Annotated in this window: 19 protein-coding genes; 9 read left to right on the forward strand and 10 right to left on the reverse strand. The window is 68.5% G+C overall.

From position 1 onward, the window contains the following. Positions 1–32: 32 nt before the first annotated feature. Positions 33–3,194: a BTAD domain-containing putative transcriptional regulator gene (locus tag AB0L97_RS10855; RefSeq protein ID WP_355072646.1), complete on the reverse strand. Its 3,162-nt coding sequence runs from the start codon at positions 3,192–3,194 to the stop codon at positions 33–35. Between the two features lie 366 nt (positions 3,195–3,560). On the opposite strand from AB0L97_RS10855, the gene AB0L97_RS10860 reads away from it, so the two are divergent. Both AB0L97_RS10860 and AB0L97_RS10865 read left to right on the forward strand, forming a co-directional pair. Beyond that, entirely contained in the window at positions 3,561–3,779 is a 219-nt protein-coding gene (locus AB0L97_RS10860) for a ferredoxin (RefSeq protein WP_364427546.1), read from the forward strand. After that, positions 3,776–5,002 (forward strand): cytochrome P450, encoded by a 1,227-nt coding sequence (locus AB0L97_RS10865; RefSeq protein ID WP_364427549.1) that lies wholly within the window; start codon positions 3,776–3,778, stop codon positions 5,000–5,002. The genes AB0L97_RS10860 and AB0L97_RS10865 overlap by 4 nt, the downstream gene beginning before the upstream one ends. Positions 5,003–5,047: 45 nt before the next feature. On the opposite strand, the gene AB0L97_RS10870 is transcribed toward AB0L97_RS10865, so the two are convergent. Further along, entirely contained in the window at positions 5,048–5,173 is a 126-nt protein-coding gene (locus AB0L97_RS10870; RefSeq protein ID WP_355072651.1) for a hypothetical protein, read from the reverse strand. A gap of 317 nt (positions 5,174–5,490) precedes the next feature. Here AB0L97_RS10870 and AB0L97_RS10875 point away from each other — a divergent pair, with 317 nt between their 5' ends. Next, positions 5,491–5,949 (forward strand): SRPBCC family protein, encoded by a 459-nt coding sequence (locus AB0L97_RS10875; RefSeq protein WP_364427554.1) that lies wholly within the window; start codon positions 5,491–5,493, stop codon positions 5,947–5,949. An 11-nt stretch (positions 5,950–5,960) separates the two neighbouring features. On the opposite strand, the gene AB0L97_RS10880 is transcribed toward AB0L97_RS10875, so the two are convergent. Together AB0L97_RS10880 and AB0L97_RS10885 are read right to left on the reverse strand one after the other, a co-directional pair. Beyond that, on the reverse strand, positions 5,961–7,817 hold the full coding sequence (locus AB0L97_RS10880; protein ID WP_364427557.1) for a DNA/RNA non-specific endonuclease: 1,857 nt from the start codon (positions 7,815–7,817) through the stop codon (positions 5,961–5,963). A 202-nt stretch (positions 7,818–8,019) separates the two neighbouring features. Then, positions 8,020–8,442, reverse strand: coding sequence for a MarR family transcriptional regulator (locus AB0L97_RS10885; RefSeq protein ID WP_364427560.1), 423 nt, complete (start codon positions 8,440–8,442; stop codon positions 8,020–8,022). Positions 8,443–8,530: 88 nt separating this feature from the next. On the opposite strand from AB0L97_RS10885, the gene AB0L97_RS10890 reads away from it, so the two are divergent. Continuing rightward, a complete protein-coding gene (locus AB0L97_RS10890) occupies positions 8,531–9,256 on the forward strand; it encodes a glucose 1-dehydrogenase (protein WP_364427563.1) in 726 nt (241 codons plus the stop codon). 54 nt (positions 9,257–9,310) lie between these two features. On the opposite strand, the gene AB0L97_RS10895 is transcribed toward AB0L97_RS10890, so the two are convergent. Continuing rightward, a complete protein-coding gene (locus tag AB0L97_RS10895; RefSeq protein ID WP_355072978.1) occupies positions 9,311–11,179 on the reverse strand; it encodes a potassium transporter Kup in 1,869 nt (622 codons plus the stop codon). A 205-nt stretch (positions 11,180–11,384) separates the two neighbouring features. Continuing rightward, entirely contained in the window at positions 11,385–12,359 is a 975-nt protein-coding gene (locus AB0L97_RS10900; protein WP_355072661.1) for a helix-turn-helix domain-containing protein, read from the reverse strand. A 140-nt stretch (positions 12,360–12,499) separates the two neighbouring features. Between AB0L97_RS10900 and AB0L97_RS10905 the strand changes: the two genes are divergently transcribed. The 5 genes from AB0L97_RS10905 (at position 12,500) to AB0L97_RS10925 (ending at position 17,266) form a co-directional block, all read left to right on the forward strand. Next, entirely contained in the window at positions 12,500–12,925 is a 426-nt protein-coding gene (locus AB0L97_RS10905) for a VOC family protein (protein ID WP_355072663.1), read from the forward strand. A gap of 110 nt (positions 12,926–13,035) precedes the next feature. Then, positions 13,036–13,518, forward strand: coding sequence for a DUF4254 domain-containing protein (locus AB0L97_RS10910; RefSeq protein ID WP_364427568.1), 483 nt, complete (start codon positions 13,036–13,038; stop codon positions 13,516–13,518). A 237-nt stretch (positions 13,519–13,755) separates the two neighbouring features. Then, positions 13,756–14,193 carry an anti-sigma factor gene (locus tag AB0L97_RS10915; protein WP_355072666.1) on the forward strand — a complete coding sequence of 146 codons (438 nt, stop codon included), beginning with the start codon at positions 13,756–13,758 and terminating at the stop codon, positions 14,191–14,193. Beyond that, positions 14,186–14,995, forward strand: a complete 810-nt coding sequence (locus AB0L97_RS10920; RefSeq protein ID WP_355072668.1) for an RNA polymerase sigma factor SigF — start codon at positions 14,186–14,188, stop codon at positions 14,993–14,995. Before AB0L97_RS10915 ends, AB0L97_RS10920 begins: the two co-directional genes overlap by 8 nt. Positions 14,996–15,148: 153 nt before the next feature. Beyond that, positions 15,149–17,266, forward strand: coding sequence for an MMPL family transporter (locus AB0L97_RS10925; protein ID WP_364427573.1), 2,118 nt, complete (start codon positions 15,149–15,151; stop codon positions 17,264–17,266). On the opposite strand, the gene AB0L97_RS10930 is transcribed toward AB0L97_RS10925, so the two are convergent. The 4 genes from AB0L97_RS10930 to AB0L97_RS10945 all read right to left on the reverse strand — a co-directional run bounded on the left by AB0L97_RS10930 (position 17,227) and on the right by AB0L97_RS10945 (position 20,161). Next, positions 17,227–18,054 carry a sterol desaturase family protein gene (locus AB0L97_RS10930; RefSeq protein ID WP_364427576.1) on the reverse strand — a complete coding sequence of 276 codons (828 nt, stop codon included), beginning with the start codon at positions 18,052–18,054 and terminating at the stop codon, positions 17,227–17,229. The two genes, AB0L97_RS10925 and AB0L97_RS10930, sit on opposite strands and share 40 nt — an antisense overlap. Before the next feature lie 4 nt (positions 18,055–18,058). Continuing rightward, a complete protein-coding gene (locus AB0L97_RS10935; protein WP_355072674.1) occupies positions 18,059–18,772 on the reverse strand; it encodes a GntR family transcriptional regulator in 714 nt (237 codons plus the stop codon). A gap of 206 nt (positions 18,773–18,978) precedes the next feature. Further along, positions 18,979–19,152: a CsbD family protein gene (locus tag AB0L97_RS10940; protein ID WP_355072675.1), complete on the reverse strand. Its 174-nt coding sequence runs from the start codon at positions 19,150–19,152 to the stop codon at positions 18,979–18,981. Positions 19,153–19,354: 202 nt separating this feature from the next. After that, positions 19,355–20,161 (reverse strand): hypothetical protein, encoded by an 807-nt coding sequence (locus tag AB0L97_RS10945; RefSeq protein ID WP_364427581.1) that lies wholly within the window; start codon positions 20,159–20,161, stop codon positions 19,355–19,357. Between the last annotated feature and the right edge of the window lie 62 nt (positions 20,162–20,223).

Below are 20,223 nucleotides of genomic sequence, written 5' to 3' on the forward strand. Positions count from 1 at the left end.
AGGTCGGTGTCGCACAACTGTTTTCGCCATGTTCAGCAAGCGAGCGCAGTGGCGACCAGTTCACGCCAGCTCGCCTGCGCACCCTCCTTCGTCGCCTCGGTGAACCGCACTTCGCCGAGGCGACGTCGTGCTGTCTGCTCGATCCGTTCCACATCCGGTTGGGAACGGTCGGACAGGCCGCGCACTGCGGCACTCGCCGCGAGCAGCCGGACGGCCTGCTCATCGTGGTCGGCGCGTTGCGCCAGGTCGGCGATCCCGACGAGCACCTGAGCGGTCAAAGGCGCGTATCCCGCATCGGATGCCGCCTGGAAGGCCGCGTCGTGGTGTTCGCGGGCTTCATCGAGCCCGTCGGCGAGGTAGCCGAGCAGGTTGTGGGTCCGCGCCCTGACGTAGCGCTGCTCGGCATCGCTGCCGAGGAGGGTTGTCGCGAGATCGATCTGCCGGTACGCCTGCTCGGTGTCGTCGCTCCAACGAGCCAGCTCCGCCCTGGTCAGGGCGAGTTCGGCCAGTGCGTTCGGCCAAGCGGAGCGATCCGCGTGCCGCTGCGCCTCGGCCATGGCGGCCGCACTCGCCTCCGCATCGCCCAGCAGCCAGTACAGCTGAGCCTGCCGCGCCCGCATCAAGAAAACGTCCTCGATCGCGCCGACCTCGGTGACCACCGCGATCGCCTGGTCGAGATGCTCGCACGCACCGGCGAACTCACCGCGCATGGCGATTCGATTCGCCAGTTCGGTCAGAGCGAACGAGATCCCCCAGCGCTCGCCGATGGTCCGGAACTCGGCGAGCGCCGTCTCCAGATACTCGTCCGCCTCCCGCCCCTGCTGTCCCAGCGCGATCCGCGCCTTGCCGAGCTGGAGCCGGGCCAGCGCCCGCACCCAAGGGTCGTCATCGGTGAGCAGCGGTTCGAACGCGGGCAGCAACGCGTCCGGCCCCTGCAACATGCGTTCCAGCGCTGCGACGAACGCCAGCAGCGGGTATCGCCCCCGACTGCGTCGGCTGAACAGGTATGCCTTGTGGATCCATTCCTCCACTTGGTGCTCGTCACTCGGCCCGGAGCTCATGAAGTGCACGACCAGCCCGTACACCCTGGCCCTGATCTCGTCGTCCACCTCGCCGGACGTGTCGGCAGCCGCGGTGATCAGCTCCATGCCCTCGGCCTTGTGGCCGCCGAGCCACCAGTACCAGCCCGCGGCCGCCGCGAGCCGCATCGCCCCGGTCGCGTCCGCGGCCGCGAGCGCGCCACGCATCGCGACGGCGATGTTGTCGTGTTCGACCTCGAGCGTGGCGAGCCACTCCAATTGCTCGGCGCGGCGCAGGTGCGGCTCCGCGATGTCGGCGAGTTCGGTGAAGTACGCGAGATGCGCTCGGCGCGCCGAATCCGATTCGCCCGACTCCTCGAGCCGGTCCCGGGCGTACTGCTTGATCGTGTCCAGCATCCGGAAGCGCGGCCCGCTGTCCTCCACGGTACGCAGCAGCGATTTCTCGGTCAGCGCGGTCAGCAGCTCGAGCACCTCCCACCGCTCGACCGCCATGCTCTCCTCGCCCTGGGCTTCGGGCCCCGCGCAGACCTGCTCGGCCGCCTCCAGGCTCGCGCCGCCGGAGAACACCGCGAGCCTGCGCAGAACCATCCGTTCGGAGTCGGTGAGCAGCTCCCAGCTCCAGTCGACTACCGCTCGCAACGTCCGGTGCTGCGGAATCGCGGTGCGGCTGCCGCCGGTCAGCAGACGGAATCGATCATCGAGGCGGTGGGCGAGCTGGTCGAGGGACATGGTGCGCAGTCTGGCCGCGGCCAGTTCGATCGCCAGGGGGATTCCGTCGAGGGCCCGGCAGACGCGCGCCATGGTCGACAAGGTGGGAGCATCGGCCGCGAGATCCTGACGCACCGCACCGGCCCTGTCCCGCAACAGCTGCACCGCCGGGGATGACTCGATCTCGCCGGGATCCGCGTCCTGCGCGGGCAACGCCAACGGCTCGACCTGCCATAACGCCTCGCCCATGATGCCGAGCGGTTCGCGGCTGGTCGCGAGGATCCGCAGCCGCCCGCACTCTCCGAGCAGCCGGTGGGCGAACGCCGCCGCGGACTCGATCACGTGCTCACAGTTGTCCAGGATCAACAGCGTTTCGCGCTCGCGGATCGCCGCGACGAGCCGGTCCATCGGTTCCGCGTTCGGTGCGCCGCCGAGCAGCGCGTCGCGGAGTCCGAGCGCGGCGAGGGCGGATTGCGCCATGTCGCCACTCGCGCCGACGGACGCCAGTTCCACCAGCCAGGCCCCGTCGGGCAGGTCGTCGAGCATGGTTCGCGCGGTTTCGAGGGCCAACCTGGTCTTGCCCGAGCCACCAGGACCGGTCAACGTGGTGAGCCGATGGTTCGCGATGAGTTCGCGCACGGCGGCGATATCGGCGTATCTGCCCACGAATTCGGTCAACTCGGCCCGCAGGTTCGTGTTGCGGTGGTTCTCCTCCGTTCGCACTTCGCCGCGCAGGAGCGCCACGTGTAATGCGGAGAGTTCCGGCGACGGATCGACGCCCAGCGTGTCGGCGAGTGCCTCCCGTGCGCGCTGGTACGCGATCAGCGCCTCGGCGCCGCGACCCGCGGCGCCGAGCGCGCGCATCAGCGCGGCGACGAGCCGTTCCCGCACCGGGTGCCGGGCCACCAGCTCGGTCAGCTCGGTGATCAGCTCCGTACCCCGGCCGAGGCGGACCTCCGCTTCGTACCGATCCTCCATGGCGGCGAGGCGCAGCCCCTCCAGCCGGGTGACCACCGCGTCGAAAGCCTCGCTGTCCGGTATTCCGACGTCCTGCATCGGCGCGCCGCGCCACAGCTCGACGGCCTCGTGCAGGAGCTGGGCCTGTCGCGCGTCGTCACCGCCGCGGGCCTGGTCGAGAAGCCGTTCGAACCGCAGGGCGTCGACGGCGTGGGGTTCCACCGTCAGCCGGTATCCGCCCGCCTGCCCGTCGAGCGCCCCGTCCGGCAGCACCCTGCGCAGCCGGGAGACCAGTGCCTGCAAGGCGTTCGCCGCGTCGGCGGGCGGTTGCTCACCCCAAATCCAGTCGACCAGCGTCGCTTTCGGGACTACCCGACCTGGTTCGAGCGCGAGCGCGATCAACAGCGCCCGCAACCGAGCGCCCGGTACCTCGATCAATCCGCCGTCGTCTAGTCGGATCTCGAGCGGTCCAAGCATCCCGATCTGCACCGGCCCATTCTGCCGTGGACTCTCGGCGGTGAACCGGGCCGCCCGTCCCCGCGGTGATAACCGCTCCGATGGCGGCGACCGACACCGGTCGGCCGCAGCGTGCCGAGATGTCGGCTTGCCGGAGAGCGGGCGCATACGCGATCTGATCGGCTCTGCGCGGAGGCGATGCGCGTCGACCAGGGCGAACGCCGTATCGGCTGCGTGTCAGGCCGGTATCAGGTCGGTGTCAGCCAGTCGGGCGACAGTTCTCCTGTGAACAGTTCAGCAATGACAGGGCTGAGGAAGGTGTTCCGGACGCCGCTGTGCACCAGTGCACTTGCCCACGGTGTGCGCGCTCTCCCGGTCACCTGGGAAAAGGGGTAGCCGGTGGAACTCAGAGTGGACCGTGAGCGCTGCGTCGGCGCCGGAATGTGCGCACTGACCGCCCCTGGAGTATTCGACCAGGACCCGGAGGACGGCCGGGTGGCGCCGCTGGACCTCACACCCGCGCCCGAGTGGGAGCAGGCCGTCCGCGAGGCGGCCCAGTTGTGCCCGTCCGGCGCGATCACCATCGTTCGACAATCGCCGCGAGAGGAAATTCGATGAGTCAGACGGCCCCCATCCCGCACGGCCTCCCCTTGGAGCGCGACGCGGGACCCTTCGACCCACCCCGCGAGATCACCCGGCTGCGTGAGCTTCGTCCGGTCAGCCCCCTGATCTTCCCCGACGGTCACGAGGGCTGGCTCGTCACCGGCTACGACGCGGTTCGCCGGCTCATGGCCGACACCCGGTTCAGCTCCCGCCAGGACATCGGCATCGTCCACGTGCCGTACGAGACACCCGGCATGCCCGTCGCCACCGAACCGTCACCGCAGGTGCCGGGTTTGTTCATCGCCATGGACCCGCCGGACCACACCCGGCTGCGGCGCAAGCTGACCGGCGCGTTCACCGTCAAACGGATGAGGCAGCTCGAGGAGCACATCATCGACATCGCCGAGCGGCAATTGGACCAGATGGCGCGGCTGACCCCGCCGGTCGACCTGGTCGAGGAGTTCGCGCTGCCGGTGCCTTCGCTGGTGATCTGCGAGCTGCTCGGCGTCCCCTACGCGGACCGCGAGACCTTTCAGGTCAACTCCGCCAAGTTCTTGGTCAAGGACCAATCGCTCGAGGAGAAGATGGCGGCTTACGGCGCGATGACGACGTACCTTGCCGAACTGGTCACACGCAAGCGCGCCGAACCCGGCGAGGACATACTGTCCGACCTGGCCCGCCATGACGACCTCACTATCGAGGAGCTGACCGGCATCGCCTTCCTGTTGCTGCTCGCGGGCCACGAGACCACCGCGAACATGCTCGCGCTCGGCACCTTCGCGCTGCTGGAGCACCCCGAGCAACTGGCCGAACTGCGCGCCGACCCGGATCTGCTTCCCGACGCCGTCGAGGAACTCATGCGTTACCTGTCGGTCGCCGACATCTTCTATCGCTACGCCACCGACGACATCGAACTCGGCGGTGAAACGATCGGCAAGGGTTCCACCGTGGTCGTCTCGCTGCTGGCCGCCAACCACGACCCCCAGCGTTTCGATCATCCCGACACCCTGGACCTGCACCGCAAGGCCCGCGGCCACCTGTCCTTCGGCCACGGCGTCCACCAATGCCTCGGCCAGCAACTGGCCCGCATCGAGATGCGCGCCGGTTTCGCCGGACTGCTGCGCCGCTTCCCGACGCTCGAGCTCGCCATCCCCGCCGGTGCGGTGAAACTCCGGACCGACATGAATATCTACGGCGTCCACGAACTGCCGGTCACCTGGACGGAGACGGCACGGTAGAACTGTCGGCCGAGCGCGTGGGAACGCGCCTGCACGGCCGGTCCGTCAGCCCTGGCCGTATCGGTTGTCGGCCAGGGCGGGCATGCCCATGACGAGGCGCGCTGTGGCCAAGGCGCGCAGCGTATTTCCGGCGTCGTCCTCGTCACCGGCGGCGGGGTGGTTCGAGCCCATGCGAAAGAACACGAAGTAGGCCGTGTGGGCCGCGACGGACCGGTGGCATGAATACCGCTCACGGACAGAATGAACACCCTCGCCACGGTTGGATCGGCATATCGCACACGAGCTCCGCGGCGAAACTCTTGCGATCCCACTTTTATACTCGCCGGTAACAATTGGAATCGATAATAGCCAACGGGTAGCTGGTGACTTATTTTTGGCTCTGACATCGCTCTTTGCGGGGGAATGCTGGTTGCGAGTCGAACGCGTATTGACGGATGGGAAGCGGCACGGGCAGAATCGGCCGGGTTGATCCCGGGGGTGGAGGAGTTATGCGCGTAAAAACCGATATCCATTTCACCGTCGGCGTCGATCCCATCCGGGTGTTCGATGCGGTCGCCGCGATCGAATTGCTTCCCGAATGGTCGACGCATTCGGATGCGCGCGTGGCCACCCGCGGTGAATCCGGTCGTCCGCAGCGGGTCTACGTCACCGCGGAGACTCCGCTCGGCAAGTCCGATCTCCAGGTGCTGGAATACGACTGGACCGCGGACCGAGTGTCGTGGCAGGTCGTGGACAGCTGTGTCGGCGTCGGCGGCGGTGGCTGGTTCGAAGTCGCCGAGGACGGCGCGGGATCGCAGGTCTGGTATCACACCGAGCTGCAATCCTCGCTCTTGCTGCCCGGACTACTCCTCAAGCGCAGCGTCCGGCGGGAGGCCGAGACCGTCGTGCAGAACTTCATCGAATTCGCCGAGGGATATACCGCGCCCCCGAAATCACGCGCCGTATAGGTCGCTCCGCTTCACCATTGGATATCCGCGACCGAGTTCAAGGGGGCGGCCACTTCCTCCGGCGCCAGTTGCAGATCCGCGTCCCGCAGCGCTTGCGGGAAGTGGAAGCGGGCTCGCTGCTCGATCTCGGTCAGCGGCAGCTGGAAGACGCGGAACTCGTCGAGATCGAGCACTTCCAGCTGGTCCAGGTTCTGGCTCAGCAGGAAGCCCCGGGCCTTCAGTTCGCCGTTCTCCCGGAACGCGATGACCTTCCAGAACTCGCGCGGAATCCTGACCTGCCGGAATTCCTGGTCGTCGTCGGTGAAGACCGGGCCGCCGAACGCGCTGACCTTGAGGTCGTCGACGGTGACGTCGGCGAAGACGGCGTCCTCGAGCCGCCCCCAGACCCCATCGCGCATGCTCTGGTTGAAGTCGTCCATCTGCGGGGTGATGTTGGTGTAGAAGAACGAATCCTCGTTGGCCTTCTTGGCCTCGGGCAGGCTGCCCCACAGCAGGTCCGCGCGGCGGGCGAGGTGGCCGCGATCGAGCCGGTTGTCGCGGTACAACTCGTTGCCGACCTGGGCGTCCGCGTCGAGCCGCGCGTCCTTGACGAAGTCGATCTTCTTCCGCGACAGCTTCTTGATCGAGCCGCCGTCGATATTCCAGGCCACCCAGATGGCGAAGCGGCGCGAGCGGCGCATCGCGAGGGAGAAATGCGTGTAGTGCAGGACATCGGCGCCGTCCAGGGTGGTCGCCACGTCGGGGCGGACCTCGGCGTCCACCTCGGGGACCGGAATCGGCGACGCGAGGAAATTCGGGTCGTATCCTGCGACGGCCGCGGCTTCCTCCGCGGCCGGCGGGGTCAAGGTGATGCCGAGCTTCTCGAACACCGATTGCGGCAGGCAGGCCAGCGCGTGCTCGTCAGTGTCCGCGCCCGTCTCGCCTGCGAAATGCAATCCGGCCAGCACGGTGCTGGTCTTGCCGTCGGGGAGCTCGAAAATCCACGCCGATCCGGAGTCGCCGCCGCTGCTGATCTCGCCGTCGACCGCGGGATGGTCCGGGTCGGGCCCGATTTCGAAGCCGCCGATGCTTCTGGTGCCCACGCCGTGATAGTCGATCTTGGCGACCACGTCGACGCGCCGCACCATGCCGTGGGTGACCTGGGTGGTCCGGCCGCTCTTGATCACCTTGTCGCCCAGCTCGGGTTCGCCGAGGCGGTCCGGGACGACGTCCAGGCCCATGATCGCGGCGCTGAACCGCCGGTTCTCGATGTCGGCGACGGCGCAGTCGCCCGCCGTGCCGAGATGGGATCGGATCAGCTTGCCGAGCCGGTTGCGGTCCACCCGGTTGTCGTCACGCGGGCCCGGCTGCACGACGTCGTCGCCGAGATTGCCCGCCGCGGTGTTCAGGACGTGCCAATTGCTCAGCACATACGGTGTTCCGTCGTCCCGGTCGTAGACGACGCAACCGATCGTCCCCGCCGTAGTGCTCGGGTGGGCAACGCTGATTCCCGGCACGATCGGGTCGAGGCGCGACTTGCGCTCGGGCGCGGCCGCTTCGGTGACCAGCCGGAAGGCCGGCTCGAACGTGCGCTGTAGCACGTCGGTCGGTACCTCGATCCCGTCGACGGTGACGGTCTCCGGAATCGCCGACGTGCCAAGCGCTTCCAGCGCCTCCGGTTCGGACACCTTCTCGTGCACGGTGAACTGCACCGCGATCTCGCCGGTCGATTTTCCGTCGACTTGCTTGTGGCCGATGCCGATCGAGGAGATATTGGGGTCTTCGAGGAAGTTCTCTCCCTTGCTGCGGATGAATTTGCGCAGTGCGGCGAGAAGGTCGTCGTTTCGGGCGTTCGTCCGGCGGGCTGGTGAATTCTTTTTGGCAGGCATGGTGGCTCCGTGATCGAGGTGAGCGTGGCGTCGACGGCGCTGTCGCACCAGCTATCGCCATTCTCTGGTCACAGTCGTGCCCGCACACGAGTAGCGAACTACTCGAACGACGGGTGCCGCAATGCTGCGCAAAAGTTAGTTCGCATAACCAAAACAGTAGGTAGAGCCTATGCGTGCTGTCGGTTTCAGCGACGTTAGATTTTCACCGATGTTCGGCCAAGGCTGTCGCCGTCGCGGTCACGAGGCCGATCAATCGAGTTCGGTCGATGCCGGGAAGCCTGCGGGCCAGCTCGTGCTCCAGCTCCGCGCGGAACTTGTGTCGCGCCGCCGAGCCCTGTTCGGTGGGAACGGCGCGAGTCACGCGGCGGTCTCCCGGGTCGGTCTCCCGGACGAGTAGCCCTCGCCGCTCCAGCCGGTCGACCATGCCGGTCACATTGGTCTTGTCACAACCGAGCGTCGCGGCCAGCTCGCCGAACGACGGCGGCCGGTCGGCGCCGAGCAGGCACAGCAATTCGGCTTGCTGACTCGTCAATTCGAGGCGTCGCGCGATCGAGGTGTAGAGGGCGCTGATCTCGCGGTGCAGCCGTGCGAAAGCGGGCGCGAGCCCCTGATCATCGGTCGGCATGGGGAAAGTCTATGTCATCGACAGTTGACATCCTCGCTGATTTGGTTGATGATCTCGACTATCGCCATGGTCATCAATGGGAGGTGAGATGCCGGTCGCGATCGTCACCGGAGGATCCCGCGGCATCGGTCGCGCCATCGCCGAGCGTCTGGGCGCGAGGGGAGCCGCCGTCGTCGTCAACTACCGATCGAACCGGCAGGCCGCCGAACAGGTGGTGGCCGCCATCGAGGGCTCCGGTGGGCAGGCGTGGGCGGTGCGGGCCGACGTCGCCGACCCGGCGGGCCCGCGCAGGTTGTTCGACGCCGCCGAGGAGCGTTTCGGCGGCGTGGACGTCTTCGTGAACAACGCGGGCGTCGGGCGTTTCGGCTCGATAGCCGAGGCCACCGACGAGGACTTCGAGCTGATGTTCGCGGTCAACACCAAGGCGACGTTCGTCGCCCTGCGTGAGGCCGCGAAGCGGTTGCGCGACAACGGCCGCATCGTCGTCGTGTCCTCCGGCGCGACACTGACCCACCGGCCGGGCTCGGGTGTCTACGGCGCCAGCAAGGCCGCCGTAGAGCAGCTGGTTCGGGTGCTGGCCAGGGAACTCGGCTCGCGCGGCATCACGGCCAACAGCGTGCTGCCCGGTGCGGTGCGCACCGACGCACTCGCCGCGTCAGGGGTGATCGGGGCGAATCAGCAGACCCTCCAATCTATTCCGCTCGGCCGCATGGGCGAGCCCGACGACATCGCCGACGTGGTCGGCTTTCTGGCGTCGGAGGAGGCCCGCTGGATCACCGGGGCGAGCGTGCCCGTCGGTGGGGGAGCCTTCTGAACCGCGAACGCACCGGGACGGAGACGGTCCGAGACGGAACCAGGGTGTGCGCGCCTAGATCTCGATGTGAGCGCCCATGATCACCGTGCGCTCGCGGGGTAGGCCGAACTGCTCGGCGGCGTCGGCGGTGATGTAGGAGGTGGCGATGAACAGCCGCTTGCGCCACTGGGCCATCGTCGGCTCGGTACCGGGGCGCAGCTCGATCTTCGACAGGAAGTAGGACGCACGGTCCAGCTGCAACGGTCCCTCGGTGACAGCGGGGTCGAGCAATGCCAGCGCGCCGGGCACGTCTTGCGACTCCATGTAGCCGAACCGGGCGCACACGTGGATGATGCCGTCTTCGGTGTAGCCGAGGGAATCGACGCTGATCCGTTCGTCCGCCGGAACCCGCGGCACGGGTTCGGTCTCGATCGACATGATCACGACGTGCGCGTGGCGCACGTGGTTGTGTTCGGCGTTGGCCCGCAGGGCCAGCGGCGCGGTTCGTTTGCCTCGGTTGAGGAAGACGGCCGTGCCGGGGACCTCGAGTATCGATGGGTCGCCCGCGTGCAAGTGGTCGACGAACTCGCGCAGCGACCCCTCCCGCCGTTCGCGTTCGGCGGTGACGATGTCGCGCCCGCGTTGCCAGGTGGTCATGATTGTGAACGCGGTGAGACCGATCAGCAGCGGCAGCCACGCGCCGTGCACGAGCTTGGTCAGGTTGGCCGCGACGAACAGCAGGTCCACCGACAGCAGGGGGACGGCGCCAAGGGCGAGCAGCCAGCGCGGGATATTCCAGCGGGCGCGGGCGACGTAGAAGAACAACAGCGTGGTGATCGTGATCGTGCCGGTCACCGCCATGCCGAACGCGTAGGCCAGCGCCGCCGAGCTGCGGAAGGCGAACACCAGGGTGAGCACCGAGACCATCAGCAGCCAGTTGATCCACGGCACGTAGATCTGGCCGACCGTCGCCTCCGAGGTGTGCGCGATGCGCAGCCGGGGCAGGTAGCCGAGCCGGGCGGCCTGGGATGCCACCGAATACGCGCCGGTGATCACCGCCTGCGACGCGATCACCGTAGCGGCGGTGGCCAGCAGCACCAGCGGCAGGCGGCCCCATGCGGGCATGAGCAGGAAGAACGGGCTGCTGACGTGGCCGGGATCGTCGAGGATCAGCGCGCCTTGGCCGAAATAGCTGAGGATGCACGCCGGGAACACCAGAAACAGCCAGCCACGGGTGATCGCCCTGCGACCGAAATGACCCATGTCGGCGTACAGCGCCTCGGCTCCGGTCACCGCGAGGACGATCGCGGCCAAGGCGAAGAAGGCGGTGCCGAAATGGCCGAACAGGAAGCCGAGCGCGTAGGTCGGTGACAGGGCTCGCAGAATCTGCGGATGATCGGCGATGCCCGCCACCCCGCACGCGCCGATGACGGCGAACCAGGCGATCATCACCGGCCCGAACACCCGGCCCACGGCCGAGGTGCCCCGGCGCTGCACCAGGAACAGCGTCACGATGATGACCGCGGTGATCGGTACAACGAAATCCGCCAGCGACGGTTGCACGACCTCGATTCCCTCGACGGCGGACAGCACGGAGATCGCCGGAGTGATCATGCTGTCGCCGAAGAACAGCGAAGCGCCGAAGATGCCCAGCGCCGCCAGCGCCGCGGTCTGCCGTCGGCCGTGCTGCGAACCCCACCGCCGCAGCTGCGTGATCAGCGCCATGATGCCGCCCTCGCCGTCGTTGTCGGCGCGCAGGGCCAGCAGGATGTAGGTGACGGTGACGATGATGGTGACCGACCAGAAGATCAGCGAGACCACGCCGTACACGTTGTCCACGCTCACCGGCACCGGATGTGGGTCGGCAGGGTTGAACACCGTCTGGATGGTGTAGATCGGACTGGTGCCGATGTCGCCGAACACCACGCCGAGTGCGGCGACCACCACGCCGAGCCGCGCGGTGTCGTGCGCGCTCGTCGCGGAGGGCGCGGGGGGTCGCTCCTCGTCGGATGTGGTCGTGTGCTGCCGATCGGTCACCGAGTCCTCCTAGCGCGGGCTGTCCGGCCGCCCGTGCGGACGATACCGTTCCCGGAGTTGGGCCGTCGGGCAGTAGCCGCCGCATGACATCCGGCGTCGTGCCTACCGCGGCTCAATACGACACGCGCGTCATGCGGATCTCGGAGATCGACATGCCCCGGCGGCGGCGGAACAATCCGCGCAGTGTTCCGGCGTTGAGATAACCCACCTTGGCGGCCACCGCGTCCACCGTGAGCGAAGTGGTGCGCAGCAGTTGCACGGCGCGTTCCAGGCGGATGTCGTGCACGAATTCCGTGGGGGACATGCCCAGTTCGGCGTGGGTGGCCCGCTGCAGGCTGCGTTCGGTGACGCCGACGGCGCGAGCGGCCTGGGATATCCGGAAATTCTCGCCGAGGTGTGCGCGGACCCAGCGTTCGAAGGCGGCGGTGACGGAATCGCCGCGGGCGATGATCTCGGGGACGATGAACTCCCGTTGCGGTCGGCCCGCGCCCACCGCCAGGTAGCGCATGGCGCGTTCGGCCAGGGCCGGGCTCTTGCTCGCGATCAGCGACAGCGCCAGGTCCATGTGCGAGAGCGCGGCGCCCGCGGTGGTGACGCGTCGACCGCGACACAGCGTGCGTCCCTCGTCGAGTTCCACGTGCGGGTAGCGGCGCCGGAAGCTGGGGCCGAGCCACCAGCTCGTGGTCGCGGGGGAGCCGTCCAGCACGCCCGCCTCGGCCAGGAAGAACGTTCCGGTGCAGGCGCCGGCGAGGTGAGCGCCCCGATCGCGGGCCGCGACCAGCCGGTCGAGCACCGGACGGCTGGCGGGTGCGGAAACCAGGTCGATCAGCGCCGCGGCCTCCAGGACGTTCACGGCGGGCACGATCATCAGATCGAATCCGTCGCCGAGCTCGTCGAGCGGGATCGTCGGCACGGTGTGGCCGTTGCCCGACCGCACCGTGGCGCCGAACGACGCGCTGTGTACCCGCCACGGCTGCGGCGGGTCGGGCAGCTCGGTGCGCACGGCGTTGGCGGTGTTGAAGGTTTCCAGTAGGGCGGCGTATCCGAAATCGGCTACGCCGTCCACCACGAAGACGACGACGTCCATGTCGGAAACGGTACCGAAGATGTCGTTTGCGACACTCGGTTCCGCCGGAATTCTGTCCTACCGTCATCGCGAGACGGCTCGCCCGCCGAGCGAACCGGGGAGCCGATCGAACCCGCCGTACCTCGTTTGGGAGCGTGACCATGATCGAAACGACCGGGACGCATCACATCCGGTTGACCGTGACCGACATCGCCCGGTCGCGTGCCTTCTACCGAGATGTGCTCGGTTTCCCCATCGCCGCCGAATCGCCCGGCAGCCCCGACGATCCGGAGGTGCGCGCCGACCCGATGCGACTGTTCGGCGGGGTGGTGTTCCAGGCCAACGGCATGTTGCTCGGCCTGCGTCCGGTCGCCGATCCGGCGGACCGATTCGATTCCGAACGTGTGGGTTTGGATCATCTCAGCTTCACCGTCCCGGCGCGGGACGATCTGGTGGCCGCGGCCGCTCGCCTGGCCGATGCGGGCATCGAACACGGGAAGATCACCGAGATGGCCGATTTCGGCATCGCGATCCTGTCGTTCTCCGATCCCGACGGCATCCATCTCGAACTCACTGCGCCCCTGTGAGTTTGCGTCCGCCCGCAGCGGGCATGCCCGATCCGGAATGAACGCTGTCCTGATGAAGGCTTGGCCGACCGGCCGTACGAGCGGTGCGGTCGTGCCGGGGAGGTAGGCCGATGCTGGTCCAGCGTGCGCGACCGCGGAAGCTGTCCGAGGATTCGGCGCTGCCGAGTCCGAGCGCACTGCTGTGCGCGCTGGGCGGCCAGCACGTGCAGGGCCCGGTGAGCCGGTGGGCGCGCGAGCTGACCGAACTGCACCGGCGGCGCCGGGAGGACGCACGGGAATCGGTCGGGACGCGGCGGCGGCGCGCCGAGTTGGTCGAACGGATCGACACCTGGGCGGCGCTGCACCTGCCGTGCGCCGACCCCGCGGTGCGGGTGCACCACGAGAGCCTGGGGGAGATGATCGACCGGATGGCCGCCGTCGCGGAAGACGCGTTCCATCTGCTGATGCACGACGATCCGGGAGGCGAGCGCATGCACGCGGCATGGACCCGGCTGGCCGAACTGGAGATCGCCTACGCCGATCTGGTGCGCGCGATCGGGGACGGCCGTCGGCGTCTTCCGTCCGGACGAACCGGCGCTTCGGGCGCCCAGTGATGCCGGGGTGGCCTACCGGCGGTCGATCGAGTGGCCGAGCCGGTCGCATCGGACGAACGCGCTGGTCATCGTTGTCGGCATGCGTTGTGGGGAGTGCGCGCGTCCGCGTCGCGGCGCCTCGCGATCAGCCGTCCCCGGACGAAGACGCGCGCGCCGAGCCGTGGCCGATCGAGTTCACTACGGAGGAGGGCGTAGGCTTGGCGCTCCGACGGACGGCGCGACTTCTGGGAGCGGTGCATGAGCAAGGGTGAGGGGACTCCTCCCGCTACGACGCGGACCGGCACGATCAGCGTGCGGGTGCCCGCGGTGTCCGAACAGCTCGCGATGTTGCGTGCCTTGGCCGAGACCGTCGTGCTCATGGCCGATTTCGGCATCGACGAGGTGACCGACATCCGGCTGGCCCTCGACGAGGTGGCCAGCGCCCTGGTGCTGGACGCGGTGGACGGGGCGGAGCTGGAGTGCGCGTTCGGCTTCGAGGACGACGCGGTGGAGGTGCGCGTCTCCACCGTCACGGTGTCGGACGCCAGCCCGGACGAGTCCGGCTTCGGCTGGCACATCGTGGCGACGCTCACGGATTCGGTCTCGGCCACCCGAGGCGCACACGACTCCGCTGTGGGCGGCTACCCGACCGTCGTCGACTTCCGTTGGGTGCGCGGCGGCTCGAATAATGAGTAGCGAGTCGAATCAGGTCGCTTCCAAGCGCAAATCGCGGGGAGACACCTACGACAATATCGAGCCGCTCTTCGCCGAACTGGCCGCGCTGGCCCCGGACGATCCACGCCGGGACGCCGTGCGCACCGAGCTGATCGAACGTTGCCTGCCGCTGGCCGAACACATCGCCCGCAAGTTCAGCGGCCGCGGCGAGAGCTTCGAGGACCTGTTGCAGATCGCTCGGGTGGGCATGCTCGCCGCCGTCGACCGCTTCGATCCGGGGCACGGCGCGACCTTCCTGTCGTTCGCGGTGCCGACGATCATGGGTGAAGTGCGCAGGCATTTCCGCGACTACGCCTGGTCGGTGCGAGTGCCAAGGCGGCTCAAGGAGATCCAGTCCACCATCGGTCCGACGGTGGAGATCCTGTCGCAGCGGCTGGGCCGGATGCCGCGGGCGCGGGAGATCGCCGAGGAACTGGGCGCGGACCTGAACGAGGTGACCCAGGCGCTCATCGCCCGCAACGCCTACCAGACCTCCTCGATCGACGCCGCCTCGGACACCGACGACTCCGAATCCGGCGGTCCCTCGCTGCTGGACTCGCTCGGCGCCGAAGACCCGGACTTCAGCACCGTGGAGAACTACCTGGCGGTCAAGCCGTTGCTGGCGGCTCTGCCGGAACGTGAGAAGCAGGTGCTGGTGATGCGCTTCTTCGACTCGATGTCCCAGGAGCAGATCGCCCAGCGCATCGGATGTTCGCAGATGCAGGTCTCACGGATTCTGTCGAAGACCTTGAAATCGCTGCGCGAGCAGGCGCTGCGGGACTGACCCGCGCCCCGGCGGAGGCGTTCACTCGCCGGTCAGCCCGTGGTGACGCTCGCGCATCGCGTGGACGACGGCGACCAGCACGCGATGTGCGGCGCGCAGGTCCGCGTCGGGCAGTTCGGCCATCGCGGCTCAGTTTCTGAGAGAGTTGGCGGGGTGAGCGCTTGGGATCGCTATGCGTCGGTGGTGACCGCCCGGACCTCGTGGGTGCTGCTCGTGGTGCTCGCCGCGGCTTCGATCGGCCTGATCGGCGCGGTGGGCGAGAACGAGTCCGCCGGGCAGGCCCCTACCGCGCTACCGGCCTCAGCCGAATCGGCGCGAGTCGAACAGGCGCTCGAGGAGTTCCCGGACGCGGGGTCGGCCGCCGCGATCATCGTGGTGACGCGCGCCGATGACGGCGAGCTGACCGATGACGACCGCAACGCCACCGTGACGGCGGTCACGCGCGCGTCGGGACGGGCACCCGGCCCGAGCGACCTGCTCGCTTCGCCGGACCGGAAAGCGGCGATCGGGCAAGTGCCCGTGGACGCCGATCTGAGCGGATTCCCGCTGACCGACCGGATCGGGGACATCCGTGCCGTCGCGCGGGAGGGCCTGCCCGAGGGACTCGTCCTGCAGGTCACCGGCGGTCCGGCGTTCGGCGCCGACATCGCCGACTCGTTCTCCGGCGCCAACGTCACCCTGCTGGCGGTGACCGCGATGGTCGTCGCCGTGCTGCTGATCGCGACGTACCGCTCCCCGGTGCTGTGGCTGGTGCCGCTCGCGGTGGTCGGCGCGGCCGATCGGGTGGCCACCGGCGCCGGAACCGCGCTGGCGCGTGTGACCGCCCTGACCTTCGACGGCTCGACCTCCGGTGTCACGAGTGTGCTGGTGTTCGGTGCGGGCACCAACTACGCGCTGCTGCTGGTGTCGCGTTATCGGGACGAACTGCATCGGGAAGCCGACCACCGCACGGCATTGCGACACGCGGTGCGGCGCGCCGGGCCCGCGATCCTGGCCAGCAACGTCACGGTGGTCGCCGCCCTGCTCGTGCTGGTGCTCGCCTCCGTGCCCAGCACGCGCAGTCTCGGTGTGATGGCCGCGCTGGGATTGCTGGTCGCGGTGGTGTTCGTCCTGCTCGCGCTGCCCGCCGCGCTCGTGTTGTGCGGACGCAACGTGTTCTGGCCGTTCGTGCCGGAGGCCGACGATCGCGATACGGCGAACGAGGGCGTCTGGCACGCGGTCGCCGCGTGGGTGGTGCGCAGGCCCGCGGTGGTCGCAGGAACCGCGCTCGTGGGGCTGGCCATCTGCGCGACCGGATTGCTGTCGACGCAGGTGGGCCTGTCGCAGACCGAGCAGTTCCGGGTTCGCGCGGAGTCGGTGGAGGGATTCGACGCCCTCGCTCGGCATTTCCCCTCCGGCGCTTCCGATCCCGCGATCGTCCTCGCGCGCAGCGACGCGGTGGTGCAGGTCGACGCGGCGTTCCACCGCACGGAGGGCGTGGTGATGACCTGGCAGACCGGCACCTCGCCGACCGGGCTGACCCGGTGGGCCGTGGTGATCGACGCGCCGCCGTCTTCCGCACGTGCCTTCGACACGATCGAGGCGCTGCGCGCGTCGGTGGCCCAGGTGCCGGGCGCCGACGCGATTGTCGGCGGCACCGATGCCCAGGCGCTGGACGTCCAGACGGCCGCGAGCCGCGACCGCAAGCTGATCATTCCGCTGATCCTGGTCGTCGTGCTGGTGGTGCTGCTGGTGCTGCTGCGCGCGGTGCCTGCCGCGTTGCTGCTCGTCGCGGTCACGGTGTTGAGCGCGCTGGCGGCGCTCGGGCTGGGCAGCTGGATGAGCGAGCACGTGTTCGGGTTCCCGGCGCTGGACATCAGCGTGCCGCTGTTCGCGTTCCTGTTCCTGGTCGCGCTCGGCGTCGACTACACGATCTTCTTGGTGACCAGGGCCCGCGAGGAGACTCCGGGCCACGGCACCACGCATGGCATGGTGCGGGCGGTGTCGGTGACCGGCGCGGTGATCACCAGTGCGGGCATCGTGCTCGCGGCGGTGTTCTGCGTGCTCGGCGTGCTCCCGCTGATCACCCTGACTCAAGTCGGCATCGTGGTGGGCCTCGGCATCCTGCTGGACACGTTCGTCGTGCGCACGGTGGTGATCCCCGCGCTGTTCAGCCTGATCGGGCGGAAGATCTGGTGGCCGAGCGAGCTGCGGCTCGTCGAGGAGGAGGGCGACGGGCGCGGCGGCGGGGATCAGTCGGCGGGCGCCCAGCCCGGGCCGCGGAACAAGTAGCCGCCGCGGGCGCGCCACGAGGGCGCGCTACGCAGGTCCCGCCAGATCGAGGCGAACTCGTGGGTGGCGACCTTCGCCGGATTGAACGTCTCGATGTTCTTGGTCAGCCCGTAGCGGACGCGTTCGTCCTCCGGCTCGAAGGTGCCGAACAGCCGATCCCAGATGATCAGGATGCCGCCGTAGTTCTTGTCCAGGTAGCGATCGTTGGAGCCGTGGTGCACCCGGTGATGGGACGGGGTGTTGAGCACGAATTCCACGGGACGCCATAGCGTCGCGACCCGCTCGGTGTGGATGAAGAACTGGTAGACGAGGCTGACCGACTGTTGCAGCAGGATCATCCAGGGCGGGAAACCGGCCAGCGCCAGCGGCAACCAATAGGGCAGCGAGCTGAACGGGGTCCACGGCTGGCGCAGCGCGGTGGAGAGGTTGTAGAACTCGCTGGAGTGGTGCACCACGTGGCTGGCCCAGAACACGCGCACCGTGTGGTGCGTGCGGTGATACCAGTAGTAGGCGATCTCGTCGGCGAAGAACAGCGCGACCCAGGTCAACGGATGGTCCGTCGGGAGATGGAACGGGGCGGCCAGGTACGCCGCGGCGTACACCGCGACGACCGCGAGTTTCCAGCCGAGGTTCACCACCACGTTCCCCAGCCCCATGAGCACGCTGGTGCGCGCGTCGCGGAACTGGTAGCCGAGTTGGTCGTCGTCGGGCAGCAGGTGGAAGGAGGCCGCTTCGAGGGCAAGGCAGAGCACGAAAACCGGTATGGCGTGGGCGATCAGGTCGAACAATGGGTCAATCTTTCGGTGCTGCTTGGGCGTCCACCAGGCGGGTGAGCAGGGCGTAGGCGGTGTCGTAGGCCGCGGCCGAATCGCGGCGGGCAATGTGTTCCGCGAGCGCGCGATGGGCGCCGGGATCGATGTATTCCTTGTTCAGGCCCAGTTCGGCGACGACTTCCATCCCGATCCCGAAATAGCCGGAGACCAGGGTGTTCAACGCCAGCCGGTAGGCGAGATTGCCGGAGCCGTCCAGGATCGCCACCCAGAACGCCAGATCGGCATCGACCACGGCGCCGAACGGGGCGGTGGCGTCCGGATAGGCCGCGGCGGCGCGTTGCACCGTCGCCAGTTGGTCGGCGTCGGCGTGCTCGGCGCACAACCGGGCCGCGTCGGCGGCGACCGAACGCCGCATCACCGCGATGTCGTGCAGGATCCGTCTGGCCGGTACCGCGCCGGAGCGAGTGAGCGCGGTCAGGATGTCCAGGCCCGCGTGCGAGCGCCAGTCGAGAACCCGGGTCTTGCCACCGGGCGTGACGCGGACCAGCCCGCTCTGCTGTACGCGCTTGAGCGCTTCGCGGACGGCGTGGCGGTTCACCTGGAACATCTCGGCCAGCTCGCGCTCGGAGGGGAGCGTCGCCTCGGGGGCGAGTTTGCCGCTCAGGATGGCGTCGATGATCTGGCCGAAGACCGTATCGGAGACGGCGGTGCGGGCGACCGCGGCGAATTCCATGTCACCGAGTCTCGCGTATGGCGGTCAACAGGTCAACTGGTTGGACCAGTTCCTGGAAAGCAAGGCGGATGCCCGCTTCATGCGGCCATCCGCCTACGGCCTATCTGCCTCCGCTTTCGCTCGGCCGTGCGCGGTGCTACCACGCGTTCGCTACGGCCGTGCGCGGCGCCAGGCACGGACAACGTCCGATAGCGCACGTGCAGCGGTCAGTGCCGGAAGGCGTCCTTGACCTTCTCGCCGGCGTCCTTCAGGTCGGACTTGATCTGGTCGGTGCGGCCTTCGTCGCGCTTCCCCCGGTCACCCTTGGCCTCTCCGAGCTTTTCTTTGGCCTGACCAGCGACTTTATCGGTCTTGTTCTTCGCCTTGTCGACTGCGCTCATGTCACAACCTCCCTTTGAAGCGACCGGCCGGCCATCTTCAGCCGGTCTTCTCGGCAGTAGCCCGTAATCGGGCGGCCAAACATCGGCCATTCCTCGTAAAAAGCGGAAGACCCGGCGGGCAACCGGGTCTTCGCGGAAATCGTGCGTATTCGAAATCGCCGCCGAATCCGCATGCTGCGTGCGGTCTCCGGCGCGCCGGGAATTACGCGGCCGGAACCGTGGGCGGTGTCAGAAGGCCTTGCAGCACACCGACACCCGCGCCGAGGGCCGCACCGACGGCGATGGCAGGGGAGGCGACGAATCCATAACCGATGGCGGCGCCGAAGGCCATGACGGCCACCGTCCCGGTCGGAAACATCGGCAGGCCCGCGATGGCGCCGCAGATGGCGCCGATGACCGCTCCGATCGAGGCGACCGGCGCGGCCACCATGCTGCCCGCCGAGGCGCCGATGGCGGTGGAGCCGATCAGGTCGGCGGCGATGCGGTCGGAACGCGACGGATCGAAGCCCGCCGAATCCAGGGTCTGCGCGATGCCTGCTTCCGGGCCCGCGATCGCGTCGTTGAACATCTTGCCCTGCTCGGGAGTCATGAAGTCCGGGCGGCCGATCACCACCGAACCCACGCGCAGCGTGCCGGGCGGCGCCTCGATCGGCGCGACCGCGGGAGCCGGGGCTGCGGGGTTGGGCAGGTGCAGCCGCTGCGGATCGATCGGCGCGAGCAGGTTCGGATCCGGCATCGGCCGGTTGACGCTCAGGTCGTTGCGGCCCGCGGAAACCGGGGGCGCGGGCGGAAGAGCCTCGGGGTCCGCGGGATCGGCCACCGGGATGACGCCGAGGCCGGGCCCCGGGGCGAACGGGACCTGGACGGAGATCTCCGGCAGCGGGTTCGCGGTGGCGGTCGCGGCGGCGCCGACCAAGGACAACGGAATGGCGCCCGCGACGACCAGAGTGGCGGCGCGGCGGAAGAACGGGTGTGCTGCAGTTTCGATTCCGGGTACTGCTATGCCCATGGACTTACCCACCTCATTCTGAAGAGGACATGTACCTACCCTTCTAGTTCGGTCCAGAAAGC

This window comes from Nocardia sp. NPDC051911, from assembly GCF_040681035.1.
In the GTDB taxonomy this organism is placed as follows: Bacteria; Actinomycetota; Actinomycetes; order Mycobacteriales; family Mycobacteriaceae; genus Nocardia; species Nocardia sichangensis.

Coding starts and splice junctions, on each gene's coding strand:
- AB0L97_RS10865 (WP_364427549.1), top strand. CDS start 3,776: ATGAGTCAGACGGCCCCCATCCCGCACGGCCTCCCCTTGGAGCGCGAC.
- AB0L97_RS10870 (WP_355072651.1), bottom strand. CDS start 5,173: ATGGGCTCGAACCACCCCGCCGCCGGTGACGAGGACGACGCCGGAAAT.
- AB0L97_RS10875 (WP_364427554.1), top strand. CDS start 5,491: ATGCGCGTAAAAACCGATATCCATTTCACCGTCGGCGTCGATCCCATC.
- AB0L97_RS10880 (WP_364427557.1), bottom strand. CDS start 7,817: ATGCCTGCCAAAAAGAATTCACCAGCCCGCCGGACGAACGCCCGAAAC.
- AB0L97_RS10885 (WP_364427560.1), bottom strand. CDS start 8,442: ATGCCGACCGATGATCAGGGGCTCGCGCCCGCTTTCGCACGGCTGCAC.
- AB0L97_RS10890 (WP_364427563.1), top strand. CDS start 8,531: ATGCCGGTCGCGATCGTCACCGGAGGATCCCGCGGCATCGGTCGCGCC.
- AB0L97_RS10900 (WP_355072661.1), bottom strand. CDS start 12,359: ATGGACGTCGTCGTCTTCGTGGTGGACGGCGTAGCCGATTTCGGATAC.
- AB0L97_RS10905 (WP_355072663.1), top strand. CDS start 12,500: ATGATCGAAACGACCGGGACGCATCACATCCGGTTGACCGTGACCGAC.
- AB0L97_RS10910 (WP_364427568.1), top strand. CDS start 13,036: ATGCTGGTCCAGCGTGCGCGACCGCGGAAGCTGTCCGAGGATTCGGCG.
- AB0L97_RS10915 (WP_355072666.1), top strand. CDS start 13,756: ATGAGCAAGGGTGAGGGGACTCCTCCCGCTACGACGCGGACCGGCACG.
- AB0L97_RS10920 (WP_355072668.1), top strand. CDS start 14,186: ATGAGTAGCGAGTCGAATCAGGTCGCTTCCAAGCGCAAATCGCGGGGA.
- AB0L97_RS10935 (WP_355072674.1), bottom strand. CDS start 18,772: ATGGAATTCGCCGCGGTCGCCCGCACCGCCGTCTCCGATACGGTCTTC.
- AB0L97_RS10940 (WP_355072675.1), bottom strand. CDS start 19,152: ATGAGCGCAGTCGACAAGGCGAAGAACAAGACCGATAAAGTCGCTGGT.
- AB0L97_RS10945 (WP_364427581.1), bottom strand. CDS start 20,161: ATGGGCATAGCAGTACCCGGAATCGAAACTGCAGCACACCCGTTCTTC.